A 21447-nucleotide genomic window follows, 5' to 3' on the forward strand; every position below is an offset into this window, starting at 1 on the left:
ATGACCGAAGCAGATACCCCCAGGGGGTACCCAGGACGGGTTGCCCGGGACCACGAGGAGGGCCCATGTCAGCGCACACAGCGCACACCGCGGAGGCCGAGGTAGAGCTGGCCATCGGGGGCATGACCTGCGCCTCCTGCGCGGCCCGTATCGAGAAGAAGCTGAACCGGATGGACGGCGTGACGGCCGGCGTCAACTACGCCACGGAGAAGGCCCACGTGACCTACGACGGCGCCGCCGTCTCCGTACAGGACCTCATCGCCACGGTCGAGAAGACCGGCTACACCGCGCACGAACCCGCACCCCCGGCGCGTACGACGGAAGAGGCGGCCGTACCCGCCGCGCGGGAGGCGGACACCCTGCGGCAGCGGCTGATCACGGCCGTGCTCCTCGCGGTGCCGGTGATCGCGATGTCGATGATCCCGGCGCTCCAGTTCGACAACTGGCAGTGGCTCGCCCTCACCCTCACCGCGCCCGTCGTCACGTACGCGGGCTGGCCGTTCCACCGGGTCGCGTGGACCAACGCCCGGCACGGCGCGGCGACGATGGACACACTGATCTCCGTCGGCACGTCGGCCGCGTTCCTCTGGTCGTTGTGGGCGCTGTTCTTCGGCACCGCCGGGATGACCGGCATGACGCACCCGTTCGAGCTGACCATCGGCCGCAGCGACGGCGCGGGAAACATCTATCTGGAGGCGGCGGCCGGCGTCACCGCGTTCATCCTCGCCGGGCGCTACTTCGAGGCCCGGTCGAAGCGGAAGGCGGGCGCCGCGCTCAAGGCGCTCCTCGAGCTGGGCGCCAAGGAGGTCACCGTCCTGCGTGACGGCCGCGAGGTGACCGTGGACACGGCGGACCTCCACGTCGGCGACCGCTTCCTCGTGCGCCCCGGCGAGAAGATCGCCACGGACGGCACGGTGGTCGAGGGCTCATCGGCGGTGGACGCGTCCATGCTCACCGGCGAGTCCGTCCCGGTCGAGGTCGGCGTCGGCGACACGGTCACCGGCGCGACGCTCAACGCGGGCGGGCGCCTCGTGGTCGAGGCGACCCGCGTCGGCGCGGACACCCAGCTCGCCCGGATGGCGAAGCTGGTCGAGGACGCCCAGAACGGCAAGGCGGCGGCACAGCGCCTCGCGGACCAGATCTCGGCGGTGTTCGTCCCCGTGGTCATCGCGCTCGCGCTGGGCACCCTGGGCTTCTGGCTGGCGGACGGCGCGGGGCTCACGGCCGCGTTCACGGCGGCGGTGGCGGTCCTGATCATCGCCTGCCCGTGCGCCCTCGGCCTCGCCACGCCCACCGCGCTCATGGTCGGCACCGGGCGCGGCGCCCAGCTCGGCATCCTGATCAAGGGCCCCGAGGTCCTGGAGTCCACCCGCCGGGTCGACACGATCGTCCTCGACAAGACGGGCACCGTCACCACGGGCCGGATGACCCTCCGGGCCGTCCACACCACCCCCGGAACCACCGAAAACGACGCCCTCCGCCTCGCCGGAGCCCTCGAACACGCCTCCGAACACCCCATCGCCCAAGCGGTCGCCACCGGAGCCGCCGAACGCACCGGCGCCCCCCTCCCCACCCCGGAGGACTTCGCCAACGTCCCCGGACTCGGCGTCCAGGGCGTGGTCGACGGCCACGCGGTCCTCGTCGGCCGCGAACAGCTCCTCGCGGAGTGGGAGATCCGCCTCCCGGCGGACCTGGCCGCCCGCAAGGCCGAGGCGGAGGCCGCCGGCCGCACGGCGATCACGGTCGCCTGGGACGGCGAGGCGCGCGCGGTGTTCGAGGTGGCCGACGCGGTGAAGGACACCAGCGCGGAGGCGATCACCCGCCTGCGCCGCCTGGGCCTGACGCCCATCCTGCTGACCGGCGACAACCGCGCGGTGGCGGAGTCGGTCGCGGCCGAGGTCGGGATCGACGAGGTGTACGCGGAGGTCATGCCGCAGGACAAGGTGGACGTCGTCAAGCGCCTCCAGGCGGAGGGCCGTTCGGTCGCGATGGTCGGCGACGGCGTGAACGACGCCGCCGCGCTGGCCCGGGCCGACCTGGGCCTGGCGATGGGCACGGGCACGGACGCGGCCATCGAGGCGGGCGACCTGACCCTGGTCCGCGGCGACCTGCGAGCGGCGGCGGACGCGATCCGCCTCGCGCGCCGGACGCTGAGCACGATCCGGACGAACCTGTTCTGGGCCTTCGCGTACAACGTGGCGGCGCTCCCGCTGGCCGCGGCGGGCCTGCTGAACCCGATGATCGCGGGCGCGGCGATGGCGTTCTCGTCGGTGTTCGTAGTGGGCAACTCGTTGCGCCTGCGGCGCTTCCGGGGCGCACCCGGCCCGTCCGACACCCCCAGCCCGTCCGGCGTGTGAGGACGCAACCGTTCACGAGGCGTCCCCGAACCCGCGGGGGCGCCCCGGGCGTCGTGCCTACGCGCCCGCCGCCCTCCTCATCCGCGCCTCCAGGCGTCCCCGTACGTCCGGCCACTCCTCCGCCGTGATGGAGAAGATCGCCGAATCCCGCAGCCGTCCCTCCTCACCGGGCGCCCACGACGGGGACCACTTGCGCAGGACGCCCTCGAAGCAGGCGCCCACCGACTCGATCGCGGCCCGCGAACGCTGGTTGCGCGCATCGGTCTTGAGGTCCACCCGCGAGACGCCCCACTCCTCGAACGCGTGCCGGAAGAGCAGGTACTTGGACTCGGTGTTCACCCCGGTGCCCTGCGCGGACGCGGCGAGCCAGGTGAAGCCGACCTCGATGGCGGTGAGGCTGTCGTCATCCAGCCAGCAGCGGGGCTCCCAGAAGGCGGTGGCCCCGACGACCCGCCCGGACCCCCGGTCCACCTGAACATAGGGAGCCAGCTTCCCCGCGGCGGCACGCCCCAACTGGGCGTCGATATACCCCTCGACCTCCCCGGGTCCGGGCACCCAGGTGTATCCGTACGAACTCCGGTCCTCCTGCCCCGCGAGCAACAGCCCCTCCGCATGCCGGTGTTCGAGCGGTTCGAGCCGCACCCGGGAACCTTCCAGAACCGGTCCTACCAGCACGAAAGTCATCGCTCACCCATCCAGTCGGCAGCAAGGGAACAACGGGCCCGGGCCCGTGCGCAGGGTTCCAGAGCCATCGCGCGCATGTCGCGCGAATATGTGCCCGCCGGCAACCGGATCACCGCTCGCACGCGTCGTAGCCTGCGCCCGGCCTGCGGAGAACCGCACCACCGCTCCCGGACCGGCACGTCAGTCCTGTACGACGAGCACGAAGAGGATCTATGCAGCGCACCACCGCGACCACCGTTGCAGGCAAGCGTTCCCGCCTGCGCCGCCGGAGCACCGCCGCTCTGCTCGGCGCGGCCGCCCTCGCCGCCCTGACCACGGTCACGGCCACACCCGCCAGTGCCGCCGGAGCGCCGACCGGCATCAACTGGGACCACACCTGGAACGGCAGGGGAGTCCGGGTCTATGTCGAGGAGTACGGCGACATCATCTCCGTGTGCGACACCGCGGCGAACGGTCACGCGGCCTTCGTCACGGTCGACGACTGGGACCTGAACATCAGTCACTACAAGGCCACCGTGAAGACGGGCAAGGGCACCTGCGTGACGCACCGCGCCAGCCAGGGCGGCAAGTACAACCTGCACGAGTACAGCAACATCGGGCTCACCTTCGAGGGTGAGGGCGGCCAGGGCTCCTACGCCGTGAACTTCGTCAACGACCACTGACGTCACGCTGAAGTGCCGGCAACGGGGCCGTCTCGCGGCCCTGTTGTCACTCCCCCCGTCTACGCTCGCCGCATGACGTGGATCGACAGTGTGTGCGAGTTCCCCGGACACGAGGTCAACCTCGTGTTCGCCCGGGGGCTGACCCGGCCCGCGCTCGTCGCGGGGCTGCGCGAGCAGCACCGTGAGGCGCTTGCCGAGGGGGAGGCGGGGGGTTGGGCATGGGCGGTGCATGACATGGCCAACTGGGAGATCGAGGACTACGACAACATCGACTACACCCGCCTCTGCGCGTCCGGGGGCGAGATCGTGGTCATCGTGACCGAGCCGTGCAGCGCCAAGGCTCACGGGCCGGACTTCACGTACCTGCGCGACGGGAAGTGGATCGTTCACTTCAGCTTCGAGGACGTGGAGCAGCGCGTCGGCGACAACCCCGACTACATGTCGGCCGAACTGCTCGCCGCGAACCTCATAGGCCCGGACGCGGAATGCCTCGCCTGGGAGACCGATCCGGCCCACGACTGCGACGAGCACGACGCCGACAAGGAGGACCGGATCGTGCGCGCGATAGCCGCCTGCTTCGGCCTTCCCTCGCCGCCGCTCGCCCGGGAGGTGACGGTGCTGTGACCGCACCCTTCATCGCCCCGGACACGTTCGTCACGTACGCGAGGGGCCTCGATCTTCCCACCCTGAGCGGGGTCTACACGGACCTGGGCCTCCCCTCCCGTACGCAGGGCGCGTCCGACGGCTGGGCCTGGCTGACGCACGACGCGGCCACGCACACCGGCGGCGACCTCGCGACCCAGGCGGGTTACCTCACCGGGTTCCGCTACGAGGAACGCTTCGGCCGCCCCAACCCCCTGGAAACCGTGTTCCTGGCCTCCACCCCGGCCTGCGAGTGCCCGCACGGGCAGAACTTCATGGTCCCGCACTGCGAGGCGCACCCGTTCCACTTCATCCACAGCAGGCGCGGCTTCTCGACCACGTACTTCAACATCGGCGCTCGTCGCGAGACCCGCCGCCACGGGGACCTGCTGGTACGCGAGCTGCTGGCGGCCGGAATCGTCGGCCGGGAGACCCCGCGTTACGAGGCGGAGCCCGGGTTCAACGCGGACGGCGCCGTGACCCTGCGGATCATCACCGGCCACTTCGGCCTACCCTCGTCCGCATGACGGACGACCGCGCGCAGTACGAGGAAGCGCTCCGCACCCGCTGGCACGACACCCTCGTCGCGGCCCGGGGCGGTGCGGACGGCCCCGATCCGCTTCCGTACGCGGAGAATCTGCTCGCCCGCTGGGCCGAGCCGCGGCGCAAGTACCACACGACCGCCCACCTCGCGGCGGTCCTGGACCGCGTCGACACGCTCGCCGGTCACGCCGCCGACGCGGACGCCGTACGCCTCGCGGCCTGGTTCCACGATGCGGTGTACCGGCCCGACCGGTCGGAGAACGAGGAGCGCAGCGCGGTGCTCGCCGAGCGGGCGCTGCCGGAGGCCGGGGTGCCGGACGCGGTGACCGAGGAGGTCGCGCGGCTCGTCCGGCTGACCGTCACGCACGACCCGGCCGCCGGCGACACCAACGGCGAGGTGCTGTGCGACGCGGACCTGGCGATCCTGGCGGCGGCGCCGAAGGAGTACGGGGAGTACGCGGCGCAGGTCCGCGAGGAGTACGGCTTCGTGCCGGAGGAGGCGTTCCGCGAGGGCCGGGCGGCGGTGCTGCGGCAGCTCCTGGGGTTGCCGCGGCTGTTCCGCACTCCGTACGGGACGAGGGAGTGGGAGCCGAGGGCGCGGCAGAACCTCCTGACGGAGCTGGAACTGCTCACGCGCTGACCGGGAGCGGCCGGCCGCCGGGGAATGTCAGGAACGTTTCCGCTGTTGCCACCTGTCATGCCTGACTCCGCCGTACGCGCCCCCTCCCGTATGCCCCTGGCCGTATACATCCTCGGCCTCTCGGTCTTCGCCCTGGGCACGAGCGAGTTCATGCTCTCCGGGCTGCTGCCGCCGATCGCCGACGACATGGACGTGTCGATTCCGCGCGCGGGACTCCTCATATCCGCGTTCGCGATCGGCATGGTGGTCGGCGCCCCGCTGCTCGCCGTGGCGACCCTGCGGCTGCCGCGCCGCACCACGCTCATCGCGCTGATCTCGGTCTTCGGCCTGGGCCAGGTCGCCGGCGCGCTCGCGCCGACGTACGAGGTGCTGTTCGCGTCCCGGGTGGTGAGCGCGTTCGCGTGCGCGGGATTCTGGGCGGTCGGGGCGGCCGTCGCCATCGCGATGGTGCCGGTGAACGCGCGGGCCCGCGCCATGGCCGTGATGATCGGCGGGCTGTCGATCGCCAACGTGCTGGGCGTGCCGCTCGGCGCGTTCCTCGGCGAGAACCTGGGCTGGCGGTCCGCGTTCTGGGCGGTCGGCGCGGCCTCGGCGGTGGCCCTGGCCGGCGTCGTGACGCTGATCCCGCGCATCCCGCTGCCGGCCGCGAAGGCGCAGCTCAAGCGGGAGATGGGGATCTACCGCGACCGCCAGGTGTGGCTGTCCATCGTGATCACCGCGCTCGCGGCGGGCGGGGTGTTCTGCGCGTTCAGCTACCTCGCGCCGCTGCTGACGGACGTCGCCGGGCTCGATTCCGGCTGGGTGCCGACCGTGCTGGCGCTGTTCGGTGTGGGCGCCCTGGTCGGTACGACGATCGGCGGCCGGGTCGCGGACGCGCACCTCTTCGGGGTGCTGCTGAGCGGAATCGCCGCCTCCACGGTCTTCCTGGCGGCGCTGGCGCTGTTCGCGTCGAACCAGGCGGCCGTGATCACGCTGTCGTTCCTGCTGGGCCTCTCGGCGTTCTACACCGCGCCCGCGCTCAACGCCCGGATGTTCAACGTGGCGGGCGCCGCCCCGACGCTGGCCGGTGCGACGACGACCGCCGCGTTCAACCTGGGCAACACGGGCGGGCCGTGGCTGGGCGGCGCGGTGATCGACGCGGACTTCGGCTTCGGGGCGACGGCCTGGGCCGGGGCGGCGATGACCGTCGCGGCGCTGGTGACCGTGGTGTTCTCGCTGCGGCTCCAGCGGGCGCGCGGCTCCGCGGCCTCCCGGCTGGTGGCGCAGGGGGCGGGGGCGCCCAAGGGCGCGCCGGTGGAGTCGACGGAGTGCGCGACGGGCTGAGGCGGGGTGCTCAGGGCGCCGGCCGCCCCTTCGGCCGCCGGAGCCCGGCCTCGGTCAGGCGCCGGACCAGCTCCTTCGACCCGATCTCCCGCGCCCCGGCCCGCACCGCGTCCTCGTAACTCGCGGCCGGGATGTCGTAGTGGTCGCGCTCGAACGCCCGCGCCGGGGCGCCGATGGACGCCGCGAAGGCGTGCAGCTCCTCGAACGACACATCGCTGACCAGGTGCGACCAGAGACGCCCGTGGCCGGGCCAGGTCGGCGGGTCGATGTAGAGCGTCATCGCCTCACCGCCGGAGTATCCCGCTGAGCGCGCCGACCGGGGCGACCGCGACGGCGGCCTTGGTGCAGACCCAGTGCGGGTGCGGCCCGAGCTCCGGCTCGACGTCCAGCGCGTGCGGGTCGCCCGCGTCGCAGACCGGGCAGAGCGGCCAGCGGCCGTACTGCTCGAGGAGCGCGTCCTGCACGTCCTGGGCGACGAGGCCGACGACGAACTCCGCGCCCTCCGGCCACTGCTCCACCCACCAGCGGCGGTGCGTCACGGCGTCCTCGACCATCGACACGATCTGTGCCTCGGCGACGTCTCCGGCGGCGAGGTCGGCCATGACGAGGGCGCGGGCGGTGTGCAGCGCCTGCTCCAGGCGGTCGGGCCGGTCGGACTCCGGCGGATTCTGCTCCATGCAGCCATTGTCCACCCGTCGACTGTCCGCCCGTCGGCGTCAACCGTTTCTTTCACAGGTCACACCAAAGAGGGTTGACGCCCTCTCGACTTGAAAATATCTTTCAAAGGTGACCAATGACCTGAAGGAAAGTTTCAGTACGGACTCGCCGCCGGCCCCGGCGGCCCTCGCCGCCAAGGTGCGGACGCTGGCGCCGTCCATGACCCGCTCCATGCAGCGCGTCGCCGAGGCCGTCGCCGGCGACCCGGCGGGCTGCGCCGCCCTGACGGTCACCGGTCTCGCCGAGCTGACGGGCACCAGCGAGGCGACGGTGGTCCGCACCGCCCGCCTCCTGGGGTATCCGGGCTATCGCGACCTGCGCCTCGCGCTCGCCGGTCTCGCCGCCCACCAGGAGTCCGGCCGCGCCCCCGCCGTCACCGCGGACATAGCGGTGGACGACCCCATCGCCGACGTGGTCGCCAAGCTGGCCTACGACGAGCAGCAGACCCTCGCCGACACGGCCGCCGGGCTCGACACGGTGCAGCTGGGCGCCGCGGTCGCCGCCGCCGCCACGGCCCGCCGGATCGACATCTACGGGGTGGGCGCGTCCTCCCTCGTCGGCCAGGACCTGGCCCAGAAGCTGTCCCGGATCGGCCTCATCGCCCACTCCCACACGGACCCGCACCTCGCGGTGACCAACGCCGTGCAGCTCCGCTCCGGCGACATGGCCATCGCGATCACGCACTCCGGCTCGACGGGCGACGTCATAGAGCCGCTGCGCGTCGCGTTCGACCGGGGCGCGACGACGGTCGCGATCACCGGCCGCCCCGACGGCCCCGTCACGCAGTACGCGGACCACGTGCTGACGACGTCCACGGCGCGCGAGAGCGAGCTGCGCCCGGCCGCCATGTCGAGCCGCACCAGCCAGCTCCTGGTGGTCGACTGCCTGTTCATAGGGGTCGCCCAGCGTACGTACGAGACGGCCGCCCCGGCCCTCGCCGCCTCCTACGAGGCGCTGGCCCACCGCCACACCCCGCGCACCCGCTGACCGTCACCCGGACGCCCTCCGGCAGCGCCCCGCACCCGCCCCGCAACCGCACGCCGTACGAGAAAGCAGAGCCGCCCTCCATGACCTCCCTCACCGACGCCACCCCCGACGGCTACGGCGAGCTGCGCGCCCAGCTCGCGACCCTCACCACCGAGGCGTTCCGCCCGGAGCTCGCCGAGATCGACCGGCTGGCCACCGCGGAGATCGCCCGGATCATGAACGGCGAGGACCGGACCGTCCCGGCCGCCGTCGCCGAGCGGCTTCCCGAGATCGCCGACGCGATCGACGCGACCGCCGAGCGCATGGCCCGCGGCGGCCGCCTGATCTACGCGGGCGCGGGCACCGCGGGCCGGCTGGGTGTGCTGGACGCCAGTGAGTGCCCGCCCACGTTCAATACGGACCCGGCCGACGTCATCGGCCTGATCGCGGGAGGCCCGTCCGCCATGGTCACCGCCGTCGAGGGCGCGGAGGACAGCAAGGAGCTGGCCGCCGCCGACCTGGAGGCGCTGGAGCTCACCGCCGACGACACGGTGGTCGGCATCTCGGCCTCGGGCCGTACGCCGTACGCGATCGGGGCCGTGGAGCACGCCCGCGCGAAGGGCGCCCTGACCCTCGGCCTGTCGTGCAACGCGGACTCCGCGCTGGGCGCCGCCGCCGAGCACCCGCTCGAAGTGGTCGTCGGCCCCGAGCTGCTGACCGGCTCCACCCGGCTCAAGGCGGGCACGGCGCAGAAGCTCGTGCTCAACATGATCTCCACCATCACGATGATCCGCCTCGGCAAGACGTACGGGAACCTCATGGTCGACGTGCGTGCCTCCAACGAGAAGCTGCGGGCCCGCTCCCGGCGCATCGTCGCGCTGGCCACCGGCGCGTCCGACGAGGAGATCGAGGCGGCGCTCGCCGCCACGGACGGCGAGGTGAAGAACGCCATCCTGACGATCCTCGGCCAGGTCGACGGCCCCACGGCCGCCACGCTCCTGTCCGAGTCGGACGGCCACCTCCGCGCCGCGCTCGCCGCCGCCCCCCGCACCACCTGACCTGCCGCACCACCTCTCCCCCGCACAGCAAGGCACCACGCACCATGGCTACAGAAGACAAGAACCGCGCCACTGCCGCCGCGATCCTTCCGCTCGTCGGTGGCGCCGCGAACGTCAGCTCCATCGCCCACTGCATGACCCGGCTCCGGCTCGGGCTGCACGACCGTTCACTCGTCCAGGACGACGCGCTGAAGGCCGTCCCCGCGGTCATGGGCGTGGTCGAGGACGACACGTACCAGATCGTCCTCGGTCCCGGTACGGTCGCCCGCGTCACGCCGGAGTTCGAGAAGCTGGTCGAGGAGGGCAAGGCCGAGGCCCCCGCCCCGGCCCCGGCCGACGCGACCCCGCTCACGGCGGAGGAACTGGCCGCGCAGGGCGCCGCGATGAAGGCGGCCCGCAAGGCGAAGAACGCGACACCGTTCAAGCTGTTCCTGCGCAGGATCGCCAACATCTTCGTGCCGCTGATCCCGGCCCTCATCGGCTGCGGCATCATCGCCGGGCTCAACGGCCTGCTGGTCAACCTCGAATGGCTGCCGTCGGTCACCCCGGCGCTCGCGGCGATGGCGTCCGGCTTCATGGCGCTCATCGCGGTCTTCGTCGGCTACAACACCGCGAAGGAGTTCGGCGGCACGCCGATCCTGGGCGGTGCGGTCGCGGCGATCATCGTCTTCCCGGGCGTCGCGAACATCGAGGCGTTCGGCCAGAAGCTCTCCCCCGGCCAGGGCGGCGTGCTCGGCGCCCTGGGCGCGGCGGTGCTCGCGGTGTACGTGGAGAAGTGGTGCCGCCGCTGGGTGCCGGAGGCGCTGGACGTGCTGGTCACACCGACGCTGACGGTCCTCATCTCCGGCCTGGTCACGATCTTCGGCCTGATGTACGTGGCGGGTGAGGTGTCCACCGCGATCGGCGACTTCGCCGACTGGCTGCTGTCCAACGGCGGCGCGGGCGCGGGGCTGATCCTGGGCGGCTTCTTCCTCCCGCTGGTCATGCTGGGCCTGCACCAGGCCCTGATCCCGATCCACACGACCCTGATCGAGCAGCAGGGCTACACGGTCCTGCTCCCGATCCTCGCCATGGCCGGTGCCGGCCAGGTCGGCGCGGCCATCGCCACGTACTTCCGCCTCCCGCGCAACGAGTCGATCCGCAAGACCATCAAGTCCGCCCTGCCCGCCGGCTTCCTGGGCGTCGGCGAGCCCCTGATCTACGGCGTCTCGCTGCCCCTGGGCCGCCCGTTCATCACGGCCTGCGTGGGCGGTGCCTTCGGCGGCGCGTTCGTCGGCTTCTTCAACCAGCTGGGCGACGCGGTCGGCTCCACCGCGATCGGCCCCTCCGGCTGGGCCCTGTTCCCCCTGCTCGACGGCAACCACGGCCTGGGTGCCACGATCGCGATCTACGCGGGCGGCCTGGTCGTCGGCTACCTCGCGGGCTTCCTGGCCACGTACTTCTTCGGCTTCAGCAAGGACCTCCTGGCGGAGTTCAACGTGAGCCAGGAGGAGGCCCCGGGCACGGCGGCGACCCCGGACCCGGCCACGCCTTCCGAAACGGCGAAGGCGCCGGCGGCGGTCTGAGACACACAGCGAACGGAGCGGCGGCACCCTTGACCAAGGGGTGCCGCCGCTTCGTCGTCACGGCTCAGTTCTTGCCGGCACCGAGAGAGATGGCCGAAAACTTGCACCAGGGATGGCTGGAAGTCGCCCCCTCCAATGAGGGTCGGCGCGGGTCGATGTGAACACCAGCTGATTCAAGCCTGAATCACTCCCGTCCCGCTGGTGACACCCATGCGCGGAGAATCCCTGGGGGGACATTGCCTTCCGCTACACCCGGCCGTTTCGGTCTCGCACGCGCGAAACGCGCGAGCCGGATCTCGGCCTGCACCACACTCGTTCTCGCCGCCGGCATGCTGCTGGCGGCTCCGGCCTCGGCCGACGACGCCTCCAAGGGCTCCGGCGGCCCCGAGACGCCGGCCACAGGCACGAAACCGCGCCTGGACCTGAACGGCAACGGCGACAACGACCTCCTCTACCGAGGCGTGGACGGCGTCCTGTACGTCAAGGCGGGGGGGTTCACCCCCGACTACCCGTTCCGGATCCCCGCCACCGACGAGCGGGAGATGCACAAGGACATCATCGCGCTGGGCGACCTCGACGCCAACGGCCCGCCCGAGATCGTCACGCTGTCCCAGACCGGCACACTCACGCTGTACCCGAGCGCGGGCGAGGAGAGGACCTCCCCCGCCACCTGGTCCGGTGAGGGCTGGCAGAAGTACAACAAGATCCTCTCCCCCGGCGACCTGACCGGTGACGGCCGCAACGACCTGCTCGCGCGCACGCCCTCCGGCGACGTCTACCTCCACGCCTCCACCGGCGCCATCAAGGGCGAGCCCTTCGCGCCCGCGGTCAAGGTGGCCTCCGGCTGGGAGACGTACGACCAGATCGTCGGCCTCAACGACAGCAACGGTGACGGGTTCGGCGATGTCGTCACCCGCACCACGGGCGGGGACCTGTACTTCTTCGCGGGCACCGGCGACGCGGCGAAGCCCTTCAAGACGCCGACCAAGAGAATTGGCTACGGCTTCGGCATCTACAACCAGCTCGTGGGTGTCGACGACCTCAACGGAGACGGCCACGGCGACCTCATGGGCCGCAAGCCGAACGGCGACACGTACATCTACCGGTCCACCGGTCAGGGCACCTTCCGCACGCGTGTCGCCGATGCCTTCGGCTGGCAGAAGGCCGCCCTGTTCGTCGGCCAGGGCGGCAACCCCGACTTCGGCAAGCACGAGGCCGTGGGCACCACCGACGACCACCGTTGGTGGTGGTACGACTCCAAGAACAACGGACAGTTCGCCCCCCGCGGGCTCCGCAACGTCGCCGAGGCCGGGCCGATGAGGCGGCTCGTCTCCTCCCTCGACGCCGACGGACGGCCCGAGGAACTCTGGGTCAAGGACGGCCGGCTGACCATCGGGGACCATTCCTTCGGCAGCGGCTGGGGCGCCTACGACGATCTCATCGGGCCGGGCGACCTGAGCGGTGACGGCAAGGGCGACCTGCTGGCCCGCGACGCCAAGGGCGACCTGTACCTGTATCCGGGCAACGGCCTCACCGCGTTCGGCGCCAAGGTCAAGGTCGGCTACGGCTACGGCACGTACCGCCACATCGTCGGTGCCGGTGACCTCACCGACGACGGCAGGACCGATGTGGTGGCCGTCGCCAAGGACGGCACGCTCTACCTGTACGCGGGCACGGGCCAGGCGTCCGCGCCGCTGAAGGCGCGCGTGAAGATCGGCTCCGGCTTCGACATCTACAACAAGTTCGCCGCGCCCGGCGACATCAACGGGGACGGCAGGGCCGACCTGATCGGCGTCAACGGCTACGGCGACCTGTACCGCTACACGTCCACCGGGACCGGCACGATCAGCAAGCGCGTACAGATCGGCTACGGCTTCAACATCTACAACGGCCTGTACTGATCACTGCGCCGTGACGCCCTCCTCGCGGATGCGCGGGAGGGCGCCTTCGACCGGAGCGGCGGCCCCCTTCACCAAGGGGGCCGCCGAGCCCGTCCGGGGCGCGTGGACTGGCGGTTTCGCGGCGTGAGGCCGCCTTTCTCAGCGTCCCGCGTTCGTGTGAGCGACGCACTGAGCGCCGCTCGCCTTCACGCCCCGGCGGCCGCCAGCTCCAACAGCGCCGCATGCGTCTCCCGGTCCGCCGCCACGACCAGCCCGCCCGCGCCCCGGTCCACCGGCAGCCCGTCGATCCCCGTCACCACGCAGCCCGCCGCCTCGCACAGCGCGATGCCCGCCGCGAAGTGGACGCTGTCCAGGCGGAGGCCCGGCCCACCGTCGGTGATGTACGCGGCCCGGCGCCCCGCCGCCACCCACGCGACGGCCACCGTGCTGGAGACGACGCGCGGCCGGAACCCGGCGACGAACTCCGGCGCGGCCATGAGCTCCACCGCCCGGAAGCCCGGCGCGTGCGGGAACGGCGGGTCCAGATTGACGTCCACCAGCCGGGAGCCCGCCGAGGGTATGAGCCGGTCGTCCCGCCCCTCCGCCCCCCGGACCCACGCACCCGCCCCGTCCGTCCAGAAGACCTCGCCGCTGAACGGGTCGGCGGAGGCCGCTGCCACGATGCCGGCGGAGGCGTCCCGCAGCGCGACGTTCACCGCGACGAGCATGGTGCCCACCGCGTAGTTGAGCGTCCCGCACAGCGGGTCCACCAGCCACCGGCGCCCCGCCCCGGCCGCCCCGGTGGCCCCGCTCTCCTCACCCGTCACCGCGTCATCGGGCCGCGCCGCGCGCAGCACGTCGAGGACGGCCTCCTCCGCCGCGATGTCGGCGGCCGTGGCGAAGTCGCCCCCGCCCTTCTCGTACCGCGCCAGTGACGCCCCGTACATCTCGCGTACGACGGCCGCACCCGCCGACGCGGCCCTGAGGGCCACCTGCGCATCGTTTTCCGTGTCCATGGTCACCATCTCGGCAGGCTACGGCCTCCCTGCGAGGGCCCAGCGGCTGTACGCAGGAACCGCACCAAGTCCTCGATCTTGTAGCCGCGTTCCGGCCCCTGCTCGGCCGCCATCCGTAGCAGCTGCCCCACGACGTCCGCGCCCCACCCGTCCGTGCCGTCCGACGACCACTCCCACAGCTTCTCGATCCCGGGATCGGTCATCAGCAGGCCGTGCCCGGTCCTGATCTCGGCGCACACCCCGGCCACCGCGTCCAGCAGGGTCGCGCCCCGCCGTTCGCAGACCAGCCCGCAGTACGCGCCGAACTCCTCGACTCGGCACCCCTGCGGCGGTGCCGCGCGGATCGCCTCGTACTCCGGGCAGTCCGGGCGTGGCCGCCGCCCCACGGGGCAGTGGATCAACATGAACCGCTGCCCCCTGGAAGGCGCCGTCACCTCGGCAACTGCCCCTCCCGGTTGATCTCCGTCACCCGCGCCCGCAGCACCGCTCCCGGCGGCGCCTGCCGTACGGAGTCCGCCGGGCAGTCCCACGCAGGCCCGCCGCCCGGCGGCCGCAGCCGCACGTACGGCCCGACGCGCCCCAACACCCGGCCGATCCGGCCGTCCCGTACATCCACGGCGAACGACCCCGGCTCCGGCGTACAAGCCTCCAGGCCGTCCCCGCCCGTCATGACGCCGCCGCCTTCTCGTCCAGCAGCCGGCTGAGCCGCTGCGCCGCCGCGAGGTTGCAGCGCCCCAGGTCCACCAGCACCGCCGGGTCGTCCCCCGCACACGAGGCCGCGTCGATCCGCAGCGAGGGCAGCTTCACCCCGGCCCGCGCGAAGCCCTCCCTCAGCAACGCCACCACTTCCTCGGCCTCCCGAATCTTCGCCACCGCTGCCCTGCGCCGTTCCGTTGTCGTCATGATCCATTCCTTCCACACTGAGTAACGACGATGCATACCCAGAGTGGTGATTCTCTCGCTAGCCTGGAAGGGGTGCAGGCCCAACAAGCGCACGTGTGTAACAGGGAGTTGTCATGCCAGGCCCCAGAAAGCTCGACCCCTCCTCCTCTCCCCGAGCCCTCCTGGGCGCCGAACTCCGTCACCGAAGGGAACGCGCGGGCCTGTCCCAGTCCGTCCTGGGTGCCCCGCTCTTCCTCAGCGGCTCGTTCATCGGCCAGCTGGAGTCCGGGGTCCGGCGCATGCAGATGGATCAGGCGATCAAGTTCGACGAGACCCTGGGCACGGAGGGCTTCTTCGAACGCAATTGCGCGGCGTTGAAGAAGTCGAAGTACCCGGACCACTTCGCGGAGGCCGCCGAGGCGGAGGCCCGAGCGACGGAGATCAAGGAGTACGCGCCGCAGCTCATCCCGGGGTTGTTGCAGACGGAGGCGTACGCGCGGGCGGTGTTCAGGGAGTACCAGCCCACGGCCGTCGAGAGCGTGATCGATGAACTGGTGTCGGCTCGTCTGGAGCGCGCACAACTCCTCGCCGATCCAACAGTGCCGATGTTGTGGGTCGTGTTGGACGAAGCGGTGTTACGCCGAAGGGTCGGCGGGCCCGAATGCATGGCGGGGGCGCTCCGCCACATCGCCGCGTTGCTCCGCCAGCGCCGAGTCATCGTGCAGGTACTGCCTTTCACCGCAGGCGGCCACGCCGCGATGGGCGGCGGCCTAAAGCTCATGCGATTCTCCGATGCTCCCCCGCTGGCGTACCTGGATGGCCTCGGATCAGGCCAACTACTGGACGATCCAGGCACGGTGAGCGGGTATGAACTGACCTACGATCTGGTCGTGGCCAGCGCGCTCTCACCGGCAGCGTCTCTGGCCTTGATCGAGTCGGTGGCGGAGGATTACGAGCATGAAGCGCAGCGGTTCTGACTACGACCTGTCCACGGCCACTTGGCAGAAGTCCTCCCACAGTGACGCCAGTGGCGGCAACTGCGTGGAGGTCGCCACCTGGCGCAAGTCCACGTACAGCGACGGAAGCGGCGGCAACTGCCTCGAAGTCCTCGACGGCGTCCCCAACGCTGTCCCCGTCCGCGACTCCAAGGTGACCGACGGCCCGGCGGTCGTCTTCGCAACGACCGCCTGGGAGCAGTTCGTCACCGACCTCAAGCAGGGCTGACGCAGCGAGAACCGGCGGCCGGTACCACTGACAAGCGCGGTGGTACCGGCCGCCTTGACCTCAACCTCGCTTGAGGCCGCACGATCTCGTCCATGCAGACAGCTACGCAATGGATCAGGCACAACTCCCACGCGCTCGCCGCAAGGAAGCCCGACGAGCCGCTGGACGATCTGCGGCCACTCGCCCCGCTGGTACGCGACGCCAAGATCGTCGCCCTGGGGGCCGCCACCCGGCAGACCCGCGAACTGTCGGAGGTGGCGCACCGCGTGGTGCGCCTGCTCGTGGAGGAGGAGGGGTTCCGGAGCGTCGTCCTGGAGGGCGACGATCCCGGCCGACTCGGCCTGGCGGCGTACGTGGCCACGGGCGACGGGGACCCGGGGGCCATGCTGGCGGAGGCGCGGGCGTTCTGGCGGACCGGGGAAATCCTCGAACTCGTCCAGTGGATGCGGTCGTACAACGAGCGCCACCCGGACGACCCGGTACGTCTCGCGCAGCCACCGGCTGGACAGGCGAACAGCCTGGCAGAAGCGGAACGCGCACTCGCCGACGGTGCGGCCTGGTGGCAGCGGCACACGGGAGACAAGGTCGTCTACTGGGGCGGGATGGCCCACACCGCCGTCGGCACCCCGCGCACCGTGTCCGTGTCCCGCTCCGAGCCCCCGCAGACGCACCGGAACATGGGCGGATACCTGCGTGAACGCCTGGGCCCGGGCTTCCGCTCCATCGGCCTCACCCTGGCGCACGGTTCCATCGGCCGGCCCCTGCCCACGCCGGGCCCGGACTTCGTGGACAGCGTGCTGGGCGCGGCCGCCGGGAACAGGGCGGCCTACCTCCTGGACCCGGGCCTCCCGAGCTCCGGGGCGGTACGCCGCTTCCTGGACACCCCGACCCGTACGCGATTGATCGGCCCGTCGTACGACCCCCGGCAGGACGAAGCCCACCACATGTCCGGCGGTTCGCTCGCGACCTGGTTCGACGCCGTCATCCACACCCAGGAGGTGACGTCGTCCCGTCCCCTGCCCCAAGGGCCGGCCCCCGCCGGCTAGTGCGCGATGCTGTCGATCACGTCGCGGGCGCCCTGGCGGAGGAGGGCGACGGCGACGGACGTGCCGAGTGTGGCCGGGTCGAGGCGGCCCGCCCACTCGTGGGCGTTGAGGACGGTCTTGCCGTCCGGGGAGAACACGCAGGCGCGGAGCGACAGTTCGCCGTTGCCCTCGACCCGGGCGAATCCGGCGATCGGGCTGTTGCAGTGGCCCTGCAGGACGTGCAGGAGCATCCGCTCGGCCTGCGTCTCGCGGTAGGCGTCGTGGTCGCCGAGCGGGCTGACGACGTCGATGAGCTCCGCGTCACCCTCACGGCACTGGAGGGCGAGGACTCCGGCGCCGATCGGCGGGATCATCGTCTCGGTCGTGAGGATCTCGGTGATGACGTCGGTCCGGCCGATCCGCTCAAGACCGGCGGCGGCCAGGATCAGCGCGTCGGCGTCGCCCGCGTCGAGCTTCGCCAGGCGGCGGTTCGCGTTCCCGCGCATCGGGACGCACTCCAGGTGCGGGTGCGAGGCGGCGAGCTGGGCGACGCGGCGCACCGACGAGGTCCCGATCCGGGTACCGGCCGGGAGCTGGTCGAGGGTGAGGCCGCCGGGGTGGATGAGCGCGTCCCGGATGTCGTCCCGCTTGAGGAAGGCCGCGAAGGTCGTGCCGGCCGGGAGGGGCCGGTCCGCCGGGATGTCCTTGACGCAGTGCACGGCGAGGTCGGCCTCCCCGGCGAGGAGCGCGGCGTCGACCTCCTTGGTGAACGCCCCCTTGCCCTCCACCTGGCTGAGGTCGCCCATCCACTTGTCACCGGTCGTCTTCACCGGGAGGACGGCGGTCTCGATGCCGGGATGGAGCACGGCCAGCTCGGCTCGGACGCGCTCCACCTGAGCGAGTGCCATCGGCGAGTCACGGGAAACGATGCGAATTAGATCAACCGGCATGAGGGCACGATAGACCCGCAGATCCGGCGATTCCATCTCCCCGCGTGCCTTCCCGCCCGGCGCTCAAGCCGCGAGTTCCGAGCGCTCTTTGAATGGAATGGTTGGGAGGGCCTGTACCCACCCACCCGCCCCCCGTTACCCGCAAGGGTTCACTTTTCGCGATCAAGTTGCGACGGACGGTAGGCACGCTTTAGCTTCAGCGAGGACATAGACCTAAGACGGCCCCGGCGGTGCACCAACACCGCCAGGGGCCTGACCACCTCGATCGACGCACGAAAAGAGCGATCAGATGGCTGACGCCCAGTCTAGTAGCGCACCCTTCCCCGACCACCCGATGGCGAACCCCGGTTACGGCAAGCGATCCGCCCCGGACCAACGCCCTCGTACGGGTCAGGACTTCACGCACCTCAATCCCCGTGACGCGGCCATCGTGGCGTACATCGACGGGCTGTGCGACGGCGCGGACATCTCCGTAAAGGCCCTGGCCAAGGCGCTTCCGTACGGACAGTGCGCGATCCGGACGTCGCTGAACCGCCTCCAGGAGGCGGGGCACCTGCGCCGAGGCAGCGAGTGCGTGGCGAGCGGGGTGAACCTGCTGTGGGTGACCCGGACGTTCTTTTCCCGCACCGCGCGCGACGACACCTGGTGGGCGGACTTCAGCCGGGGCGACGTACCCAGGGAGACCCGACGGGAAACGCGTTCCAGGGCGTTCATCCTGCTCGCGGCGCTGGGCCGCAAGGCCCCCGTGCTGTCGCTGTCGCACAACGACTGCGTGGCGCTGGAGCCGCAGGCGTCGGAGTGGCTCCGCAGGGGCGCCACGGAGACCGACATCCTCCGGGCCCTCACCACCGGACTCCCGGACCGCATCCACCACCCGGCGGCCTTCGTGGCGAAGCGCCTCCAGACGAAGCTGCCCCCGGCCCGCGAACCCCACCCGGTCCTGCGGTCCCTGGAGTGCAGCGAGTGCCGGGCCCCCGGAACCGCCGACGCGCTCCCCGGCGGCAAGTGCCGCCGCTGCGCGGGCAAACCCGTCCGCGAGACCCCGACCCTCCCCGCCCAACAGGTCAGGGCCCGGGCCCGAGCCGTACGAGCGGGCCTGATCCCCAAGTCGGACCGCCCCAAACGCTGAGCCGCCCTCGGCGTCATCACGTCGCCGCCCCCGCGCCGGCTGAGGGCACGGGGGCGGCGGTGGAGCGTGGGGTGGGTCAGTGGGTCGTGGGGATGATCGTGGGGCAGTACTCCTCGTAGGCCACGAGGCCCGAGGGCAGGAGGTAGCCGTAGTAGACGGCGTCGCCGGTCTTCGGACCGACGATGCCGTCCGCCGAAAGGCCGCGGCTGCGCTGGAAGTCGGTCAACGCCGCATAGGTCGCCTGCCCGTAGACACCGTCGCGCACGATCCCGTACCCCGCCAGCTGCAGTGCCTTCTGCACACAGGCGACCGCGTCGCCGCGCTGATCGGGCTTGATGTACGGGACGCCCACGTCGGCCTGGGCGACGCCGGCGAGCGAGCTGACGGCGAGGGCGGCAGCGCCGAAGGCGACGGCTCCGCGCCGGAGAACGGTCTTGAACATGGAAGGTTTTCCCCCATCTCGTAAGCGGTCACGGGCCGCCCCGACAGGGCATTCCGTGACTCGGACAGGGCTCATGCTCGGCACCGCGCCACCCGTCCCACCAGGACTTCCCGTCCCTGAGACATCCCGGGCCGGCGGGGGCGGACCGACCGGGGCGTCCACCCGCGTCCCGCCCGCGTCCCGGTCGCGATTCCCGGCCGGGGACGCCGCTACGGCCGGACCGGCGCGGCCGTCCTCGCCGCCCGCTCGACCCTCGCGCGATGCGCCGCGCGGGCCTCCTCGTCGATCCGCTGCTCGTGCTCGGGACGCAACCCGGTCCGGCCGTCGAGACCTTCGCGCAGGATGTCGGCGTGACCGGCGTGCCGGACGGCCTCACCGAGGACGTGGACCAGGACGGCGAACAGAGTCGTGTCGGCATGGGGTTCCGGCCACCACGGCACATGCCCGGGGGCGTCGAGGGGAAGCGCCTCGACCGTCGCGTCCGAGTGCGCCCACGTACGCCGGTAGAACCCGATGACCTGATCACGGGTCTCGCCCTCGGCCGCCCACAGATCGCCGCCGTCGGCATCCTGCCACCGGGGCAGCGGCTCGGGGGAAGGGCGGCCGAAGACCTCCCCGAAGTACCGGGCCTCGACGTTGGCCACGTGCTTGACCAGACCGAGCAGATTGGTCCCGGTCGCCGTCAGGGGCCGGCGGACGTCGTAGTCGGACAACCCGTCGAGCTTCCAGAGCAGCACCTCACGGTCGCGCCGCAGCCGCCCGTGCAATACGTCTTTCGCCACCTCATCGATCATGCCCGCCGACCCTGCCACGAAGCGCGGGGACCCTCAAGCCCGGCTCCCCCGGCCGCTACGCCGTGCGCACCTCCGCGAACACCCCTCGCACCTCCACGTCCTCCGGCGTGGACCAGGGGCCGGAGATGTGCCCCGCCGTGCCTTCCGGGGCGTCCGCGGCGGCGCGCAGAACGCGGTTCACGTGGAGGGTGGTGCCCGGGACGGACAGGTCCGTGCCCTCCGGGGTGTCCGTGGCCGTGGGGGCCACCAGGCCGAAGGCGGCGCCCGTGTGGGAGTGCGTGATCGTGGGGTCCGGGGTGTCGGTGACGCTCTGGGCCTGGGGCTCCGCCCTGCCGTCCAGCAGGGCGAGCAGCTGCGCCACCAGGACCGGGTCGTGGCAGCCGTCGTACACCCAGCGCTCCCCCAGCACGCCGTGCGCGGTCGTGCCGACGAGGGCGTCCTCCGCGCCTTCGAGCGCCGCGCCCCGGTAGGTGAGCGGCACGAAGTACGGCACCGGCTCGGCGCCCGAGGTGTCGGTGACCACCATGAACTCGATGCCCACCTCGCCCTGCGGGTCGTCCAGGCGGAAGCCGCCGGACTTGACGAGGGACGGGTGAGCGGGGCCCACGTACCAGGGGCGGGTCGGAAGCCAGGTGGTGAGCAGTTCGAGCTTGGTCGGCGACAGGGTGGTGCGGTGGATGACGGCCATGCCGGTGGTCTCTCCCGTGCGTCGAGTGGGCTGGTTATCGTGCGCGCGGGACCCGTTGTCAGCCCCGCCCGCCGGCTTGAGCGTAGGGCCTGGAGAAGGCGGGAGGGGTCGGGGCCGAGATCAGCGGGACCGGTGGCGTCTGCGTCAGCGTCAGCGTGGCCGAAGACAAGGCGGTGGTGGGGCTACAAAGCGAACTGGTTCAAGTGCCGGACCCGTTCGGTACGCCGCGACCGCCACAGCCCGCCGCCGGAGCCCTTTTC

Annotated in this window: 25 protein-coding genes; 14 read left to right on the forward strand and 11 right to left on the reverse strand. The window is 71.8% G+C overall.

From position 1 onward, the window contains the following. Nucleotides 1-65: 65 nt before the first annotated feature. Nucleotides 66-2357, forward strand: coding sequence for a heavy metal translocating P-type ATPase (locus tag ABZ565_RS10720; RefSeq protein WP_361023305.1), 2292 nt, complete (start codon nucleotides 66-68; stop codon nucleotides 2355-2357). 57 nt (nucleotides 2358-2414) lie between these two features. Here ABZ565_RS10720 and ABZ565_RS10725 read toward each other — a convergent pair whose 3' ends face one another. Next, on the reverse strand, nucleotides 2415-3041 hold the full coding sequence (locus ABZ565_RS10725; RefSeq protein ID WP_361023308.1) for a GNAT family protein: 627 nt from the start codon (nucleotides 3039-3041) through the stop codon (nucleotides 2415-2417). A 212-nt stretch (nucleotides 3042-3253) separates the two neighbouring features. Between ABZ565_RS10725 and ABZ565_RS10730 the strand changes: the two genes are divergently transcribed. From ABZ565_RS10730 to ABZ565_RS10750, 5 genes are all read left to right on the forward strand, one after another. After that, the gene (locus tag ABZ565_RS10730) at nucleotides 3254-3703 is read left to right on the forward strand and encodes a hypothetical protein (protein ID WP_361023311.1); all 450 of its coding nucleotides are present in this window, start codon (nucleotides 3254-3256) and stop codon (nucleotides 3701-3703) included. A 72-nt stretch (nucleotides 3704-3775) separates the two neighbouring features. After that, nucleotides 3776-4327 carry a hypothetical protein gene (locus ABZ565_RS10735; RefSeq protein ID WP_361023314.1) on the forward strand — a complete coding sequence of 184 codons (552 nt, stop codon included), beginning with the start codon at nucleotides 3776-3778 and terminating at the stop codon, nucleotides 4325-4327. Further along, nucleotides 4324-4872: a hypothetical protein gene (locus tag ABZ565_RS10740; RefSeq protein WP_361023317.1), complete on the forward strand. Its 549-nt coding sequence runs from the start codon at nucleotides 4324-4326 to the stop codon at nucleotides 4870-4872. Before ABZ565_RS10735 ends, ABZ565_RS10740 begins: the two co-directional genes overlap by 4 nt. Further along, entirely contained in the window at nucleotides 4869-5528 is a 660-nt protein-coding gene (locus ABZ565_RS10745; protein ID WP_361023320.1) for a hypothetical protein, read from the forward strand. Before ABZ565_RS10740 ends, ABZ565_RS10745 begins: the two co-directional genes overlap by 4 nt. Nucleotides 5529-5618: 90 nt before the next feature. Continuing rightward, entirely contained in the window at nucleotides 5619-6851 is a 1233-nt protein-coding gene (locus ABZ565_RS10750) for a Cmx/CmrA family chloramphenicol efflux MFS transporter (protein WP_361023425.1), read from the forward strand. 10 nt (nucleotides 6852-6861) lie between these two features. On the opposite strand, the gene ABZ565_RS10755 is transcribed toward ABZ565_RS10750, so the two are convergent. Beyond that, on the reverse strand, nucleotides 6862-7131 hold the full coding sequence (locus ABZ565_RS10755; RefSeq protein WP_073964706.1) for a DUF4031 domain-containing protein: 270 nt from the start codon (nucleotides 7129-7131) through the stop codon (nucleotides 6862-6864). 4 nt (nucleotides 7132-7135) lie between these two features. Next, nucleotides 7136-7528 (reverse strand): hypothetical protein, encoded by a 393-nt coding sequence (locus ABZ565_RS10760; protein WP_164629784.1) that lies wholly within the window; start codon nucleotides 7526-7528, stop codon nucleotides 7136-7138. 109 nt (nucleotides 7529-7637) lie between these two features. On the opposite strand from ABZ565_RS10760, the gene ABZ565_RS10765 reads away from it, so the two are divergent. The 4 genes from ABZ565_RS10765 to ABZ565_RS10780 all read left to right on the forward strand — a co-directional run bounded on the left by ABZ565_RS10765 (nucleotide 7638) and on the right by ABZ565_RS10780 (nucleotide 13058). Beyond that, a complete protein-coding gene (locus tag ABZ565_RS10765) occupies nucleotides 7638-8555 on the forward strand; it encodes a MurR/RpiR family transcriptional regulator (protein ID WP_328901468.1) in 918 nt (305 codons plus the stop codon). A gap of 80 nt (nucleotides 8556-8635) precedes the next feature. Beyond that, on the forward strand, nucleotides 8636-9592 hold the full coding sequence (murQ, locus tag ABZ565_RS10770) for an N-acetylmuramic acid 6-phosphate etherase (protein WP_361023325.1): 957 nt from the start codon (nucleotides 8636-8638) through the stop codon (nucleotides 9590-9592). A 44-nt stretch (nucleotides 9593-9636) separates the two neighbouring features. After that, complete coding sequence (locus ABZ565_RS10775; protein ID WP_361023328.1) at nucleotides 9637-11157, forward strand: PTS transporter subunit EIIC; 1521 nt, start codon at nucleotides 9637-9639, stop codon at nucleotides 11155-11157. Nucleotides 11158-11486: 329 nt separating this feature from the next. Then, nucleotides 11487-13058 (forward strand): VCBS repeat-containing protein, encoded by a 1572-nt coding sequence (locus ABZ565_RS10780; protein ID WP_361023333.1) that lies wholly within the window; start codon nucleotides 11487-11489, stop codon nucleotides 13056-13058. Between the two features lie 185 nt (nucleotides 13059-13243). On the opposite strand, the gene ABZ565_RS10785 is transcribed toward ABZ565_RS10780, so the two are convergent. From ABZ565_RS10785 to ABZ565_RS10800, 4 genes are read right to left on the reverse strand one after another with little or no spacing between them, the layout of a single operon-like run. After that, nucleotides 13244-14062 carry an inositol monophosphatase family protein gene (locus tag ABZ565_RS10785; protein WP_361023336.1) on the reverse strand — a complete coding sequence of 273 codons (819 nt, stop codon included), beginning with the start codon at nucleotides 14060-14062 and terminating at the stop codon, nucleotides 13244-13246. Further along, nucleotides 14056-14457, reverse strand: coding sequence for an amidase (locus ABZ565_RS10790; protein ID WP_361023339.1), 402 nt, complete (start codon nucleotides 14455-14457; stop codon nucleotides 14056-14058). The genes ABZ565_RS10785 and ABZ565_RS10790 overlap by 7 nt, the downstream gene beginning before the upstream one ends. A 26-nt stretch (nucleotides 14458-14483) precedes the next feature. After that, nucleotides 14484-14723: a hypothetical protein gene (locus tag ABZ565_RS10795; RefSeq protein WP_164399437.1), complete on the reverse strand. Its 240-nt coding sequence runs from the start codon at nucleotides 14721-14723 to the stop codon at nucleotides 14484-14486. Continuing rightward, entirely contained in the window at nucleotides 14720-14956 is a 237-nt protein-coding gene (locus tag ABZ565_RS10800) for a hypothetical protein (protein WP_361023343.1), read from the reverse strand. The genes ABZ565_RS10795 and ABZ565_RS10800 overlap by 4 nt, the downstream gene beginning before the upstream one ends. 113 nt (nucleotides 14957-15069) lie before the next feature. Between ABZ565_RS10800 and ABZ565_RS10805 the strand changes: the two genes are divergently transcribed. The 3 genes from ABZ565_RS10805 to ABZ565_RS10815 all read left to right on the forward strand — a co-directional run bounded on the left by ABZ565_RS10805 (nucleotide 15070) and on the right by ABZ565_RS10815 (nucleotide 17205). Further along, complete coding sequence (locus ABZ565_RS10805; protein ID WP_361023346.1) at nucleotides 15070-15912, forward strand: helix-turn-helix transcriptional regulator; 843 nt, start codon at nucleotides 15070-15072, stop codon at nucleotides 15910-15912. Further along, on the forward strand, nucleotides 15893-16159 hold the full coding sequence (locus ABZ565_RS10810; RefSeq protein ID WP_361023349.1) for a DUF397 domain-containing protein: 267 nt from the start codon (nucleotides 15893-15895) through the stop codon (nucleotides 16157-16159). Before ABZ565_RS10805 ends, ABZ565_RS10810 begins: the two co-directional genes overlap by 20 nt. A 92-nt stretch (nucleotides 16160-16251) precedes the next feature. Continuing rightward, complete coding sequence (locus tag ABZ565_RS10815; RefSeq protein ID WP_361023352.1) at nucleotides 16252-17205, forward strand: erythromycin esterase family protein; 954 nt, start codon at nucleotides 16252-16254, stop codon at nucleotides 17203-17205. On the opposite strand, the gene hemC is transcribed toward ABZ565_RS10815, so the two are convergent. After that, nucleotides 17202-18134 carry a hydroxymethylbilane synthase gene (gene hemC / locus ABZ565_RS10820; protein WP_361023355.1) on the reverse strand — a complete coding sequence of 311 codons (933 nt, stop codon included), beginning with the start codon at nucleotides 18132-18134 and terminating at the stop codon, nucleotides 17202-17204. The genes ABZ565_RS10815 and hemC overlap by 4 nt on opposite strands. 289 nt (nucleotides 18135-18423) lie before the next feature. On the opposite strand from hemC, the gene ABZ565_RS10825 reads away from it, so the two are divergent. Beyond that, complete coding sequence (locus ABZ565_RS10825) at nucleotides 18424-19263, forward strand: hypothetical protein (protein ID WP_361023358.1); 840 nt, start codon at nucleotides 18424-18426, stop codon at nucleotides 19261-19263. A 76-nt stretch (nucleotides 19264-19339) separates the two neighbouring features. Here ABZ565_RS10825 and ABZ565_RS10830 read toward each other — a convergent pair whose 3' ends face one another. The 3 genes from ABZ565_RS10830 to ABZ565_RS10840 all read right to left on the reverse strand — a co-directional run bounded on the left by ABZ565_RS10830 (nucleotide 19340) and on the right by ABZ565_RS10840 (nucleotide 21187). Next, a complete protein-coding gene (locus ABZ565_RS10830; protein ID WP_361023361.1) occupies nucleotides 19340-19705 on the reverse strand; it encodes a peptidoglycan-binding domain-containing protein in 366 nt (121 codons plus the stop codon). A gap of 209 nt (nucleotides 19706-19914) precedes the next feature. After that, nucleotides 19915-20499 (reverse strand): DinB family protein, encoded by a 585-nt coding sequence (locus ABZ565_RS10835; protein ID WP_361023364.1) that lies wholly within the window; start codon nucleotides 20497-20499, stop codon nucleotides 19915-19917. 55 nt (nucleotides 20500-20554) lie between these two features. After that, nucleotides 20555-21187 (reverse strand): 1,4-alpha-glucan branching protein, encoded by a 633-nt coding sequence (locus ABZ565_RS10840; RefSeq protein ID WP_361023367.1) that lies wholly within the window; start codon nucleotides 21185-21187, stop codon nucleotides 20555-20557. Between the last annotated feature and the right edge of the window lie 260 nt (nucleotides 21188-21447).

Source organism: Streptomyces sp. NPDC016469 (genome assembly GCF_040632905.1).
Classification (GTDB): domain Bacteria; phylum Actinomycetota; class Actinomycetes; order Streptomycetales; family Streptomycetaceae; genus Streptomyces.

What these genes read in the sequence shown, in the direction of transcription:
- ABZ565_RS10720 (WP_361023305.1), top strand. Translation starts at nt 66, where the DNA reads ATGTCAGCGCACACAGCGCACACCGCGGAGGCCGAGGTAGAGCTGGCC.
- ABZ565_RS10725 (WP_361023308.1), bottom strand. Translation starts at nt 3,041, where the DNA reads ATGACTTTCGTGCTGGTAGGACCGGTTCTGGAAGGTTCCCGGGTGCGG.
- ABZ565_RS10730 (WP_361023311.1), top strand. Translation starts at nt 3,254, where the DNA reads ATGCAGCGCACCACCGCGACCACCGTTGCAGGCAAGCGTTCCCGCCTG.
- ABZ565_RS10735 (WP_361023314.1), top strand. Translation starts at nt 3,776, where the DNA reads ATGACGTGGATCGACAGTGTGTGCGAGTTCCCCGGACACGAGGTCAAC.
- ABZ565_RS10745 (WP_361023320.1), top strand. Translation starts at nt 4,869, where the DNA reads ATGACGGACGACCGCGCGCAGTACGAGGAAGCGCTCCGCACCCGCTGG.
- ABZ565_RS10750 (WP_361023425.1), top strand. Translation starts at nt 5,619, where the DNA reads ATGCCCCTGGCCGTATACATCCTCGGCCTCTCGGTCTTCGCCCTGGGC.
- ABZ565_RS10755 (WP_073964706.1), bottom strand. Translation starts at nt 7,131, where the DNA reads ATGACGCTCTACATCGACCCGCCGACCTGGCCCGGCCACGGGCGTCTC.
- ABZ565_RS10760 (WP_164629784.1), bottom strand. Translation starts at nt 7,528, where the DNA reads ATGGAGCAGAATCCGCCGGAGTCCGACCGGCCCGACCGCCTGGAGCAG.
- murQ (WP_361023325.1), top strand. Translation starts at nt 8,636, where the DNA reads ATGACCTCCCTCACCGACGCCACCCCCGACGGCTACGGCGAGCTGCGC.
- ABZ565_RS10775 (WP_361023328.1), top strand. Translation starts at nt 9,637, where the DNA reads ATGGCTACAGAAGACAAGAACCGCGCCACTGCCGCCGCGATCCTTCCG.
- ABZ565_RS10780 (WP_361023333.1), top strand. Translation starts at nt 11,487, where the DNA reads ATGCTGCTGGCGGCTCCGGCCTCGGCCGACGACGCCTCCAAGGGCTCC.
- ABZ565_RS10785 (WP_361023336.1), bottom strand. Translation starts at nt 14,062, where the DNA reads ATGGTGACCATGGACACGGAAAACGATGCGCAGGTGGCCCTCAGGGCC.
- ABZ565_RS10790 (WP_361023339.1), bottom strand. Translation starts at nt 14,457, where the DNA reads ATGTTGATCCACTGCCCCGTGGGGCGGCGGCCACGCCCGGACTGCCCG.
- ABZ565_RS10795 (WP_164399437.1), bottom strand. Translation starts at nt 14,723, where the DNA reads ATGACGGGCGGGGACGGCCTGGAGGCTTGTACGCCGGAGCCGGGGTCG.
- ABZ565_RS10800 (WP_361023343.1), bottom strand. Translation starts at nt 14,956, where the DNA reads ATGACGACAACGGAACGGCGCAGGGCAGCGGTGGCGAAGATTCGGGAG.
- ABZ565_RS10805 (WP_361023346.1), top strand. Translation starts at nt 15,070, where the DNA reads ATGCCAGGCCCCAGAAAGCTCGACCCCTCCTCCTCTCCCCGAGCCCTC.
- ABZ565_RS10810 (WP_361023349.1), top strand. Translation starts at nt 15,893, where the DNA reads ATGAAGCGCAGCGGTTCTGACTACGACCTGTCCACGGCCACTTGGCAG.
- ABZ565_RS10815 (WP_361023352.1), top strand. Translation starts at nt 16,252, where the DNA reads ATGCAGACAGCTACGCAATGGATCAGGCACAACTCCCACGCGCTCGCC.
- hemC (WP_361023355.1), bottom strand. Translation starts at nt 18,134, where the DNA reads ATGCCGGTTGATCTAATTCGCATCGTTTCCCGTGACTCGCCGATGGCA.
- ABZ565_RS10825 (WP_361023358.1), top strand. Translation starts at nt 18,424, where the DNA reads ATGGCTGACGCCCAGTCTAGTAGCGCACCCTTCCCCGACCACCCGATG.
- ABZ565_RS10830 (WP_361023361.1), bottom strand. Translation starts at nt 19,705, where the DNA reads ATGTTCAAGACCGTTCTCCGGCGCGGAGCCGTCGCCTTCGGCGCTGCC.
- ABZ565_RS10835 (WP_361023364.1), bottom strand. Translation starts at nt 20,499, where the DNA reads ATGATCGATGAGGTGGCGAAAGACGTATTGCACGGGCGGCTGCGGCGC.
- ABZ565_RS10840 (WP_361023367.1), bottom strand. Translation starts at nt 21,187, where the DNA reads ATGGCCGTCATCCACCGCACCACCCTGTCGCCGACCAAGCTCGAACTG.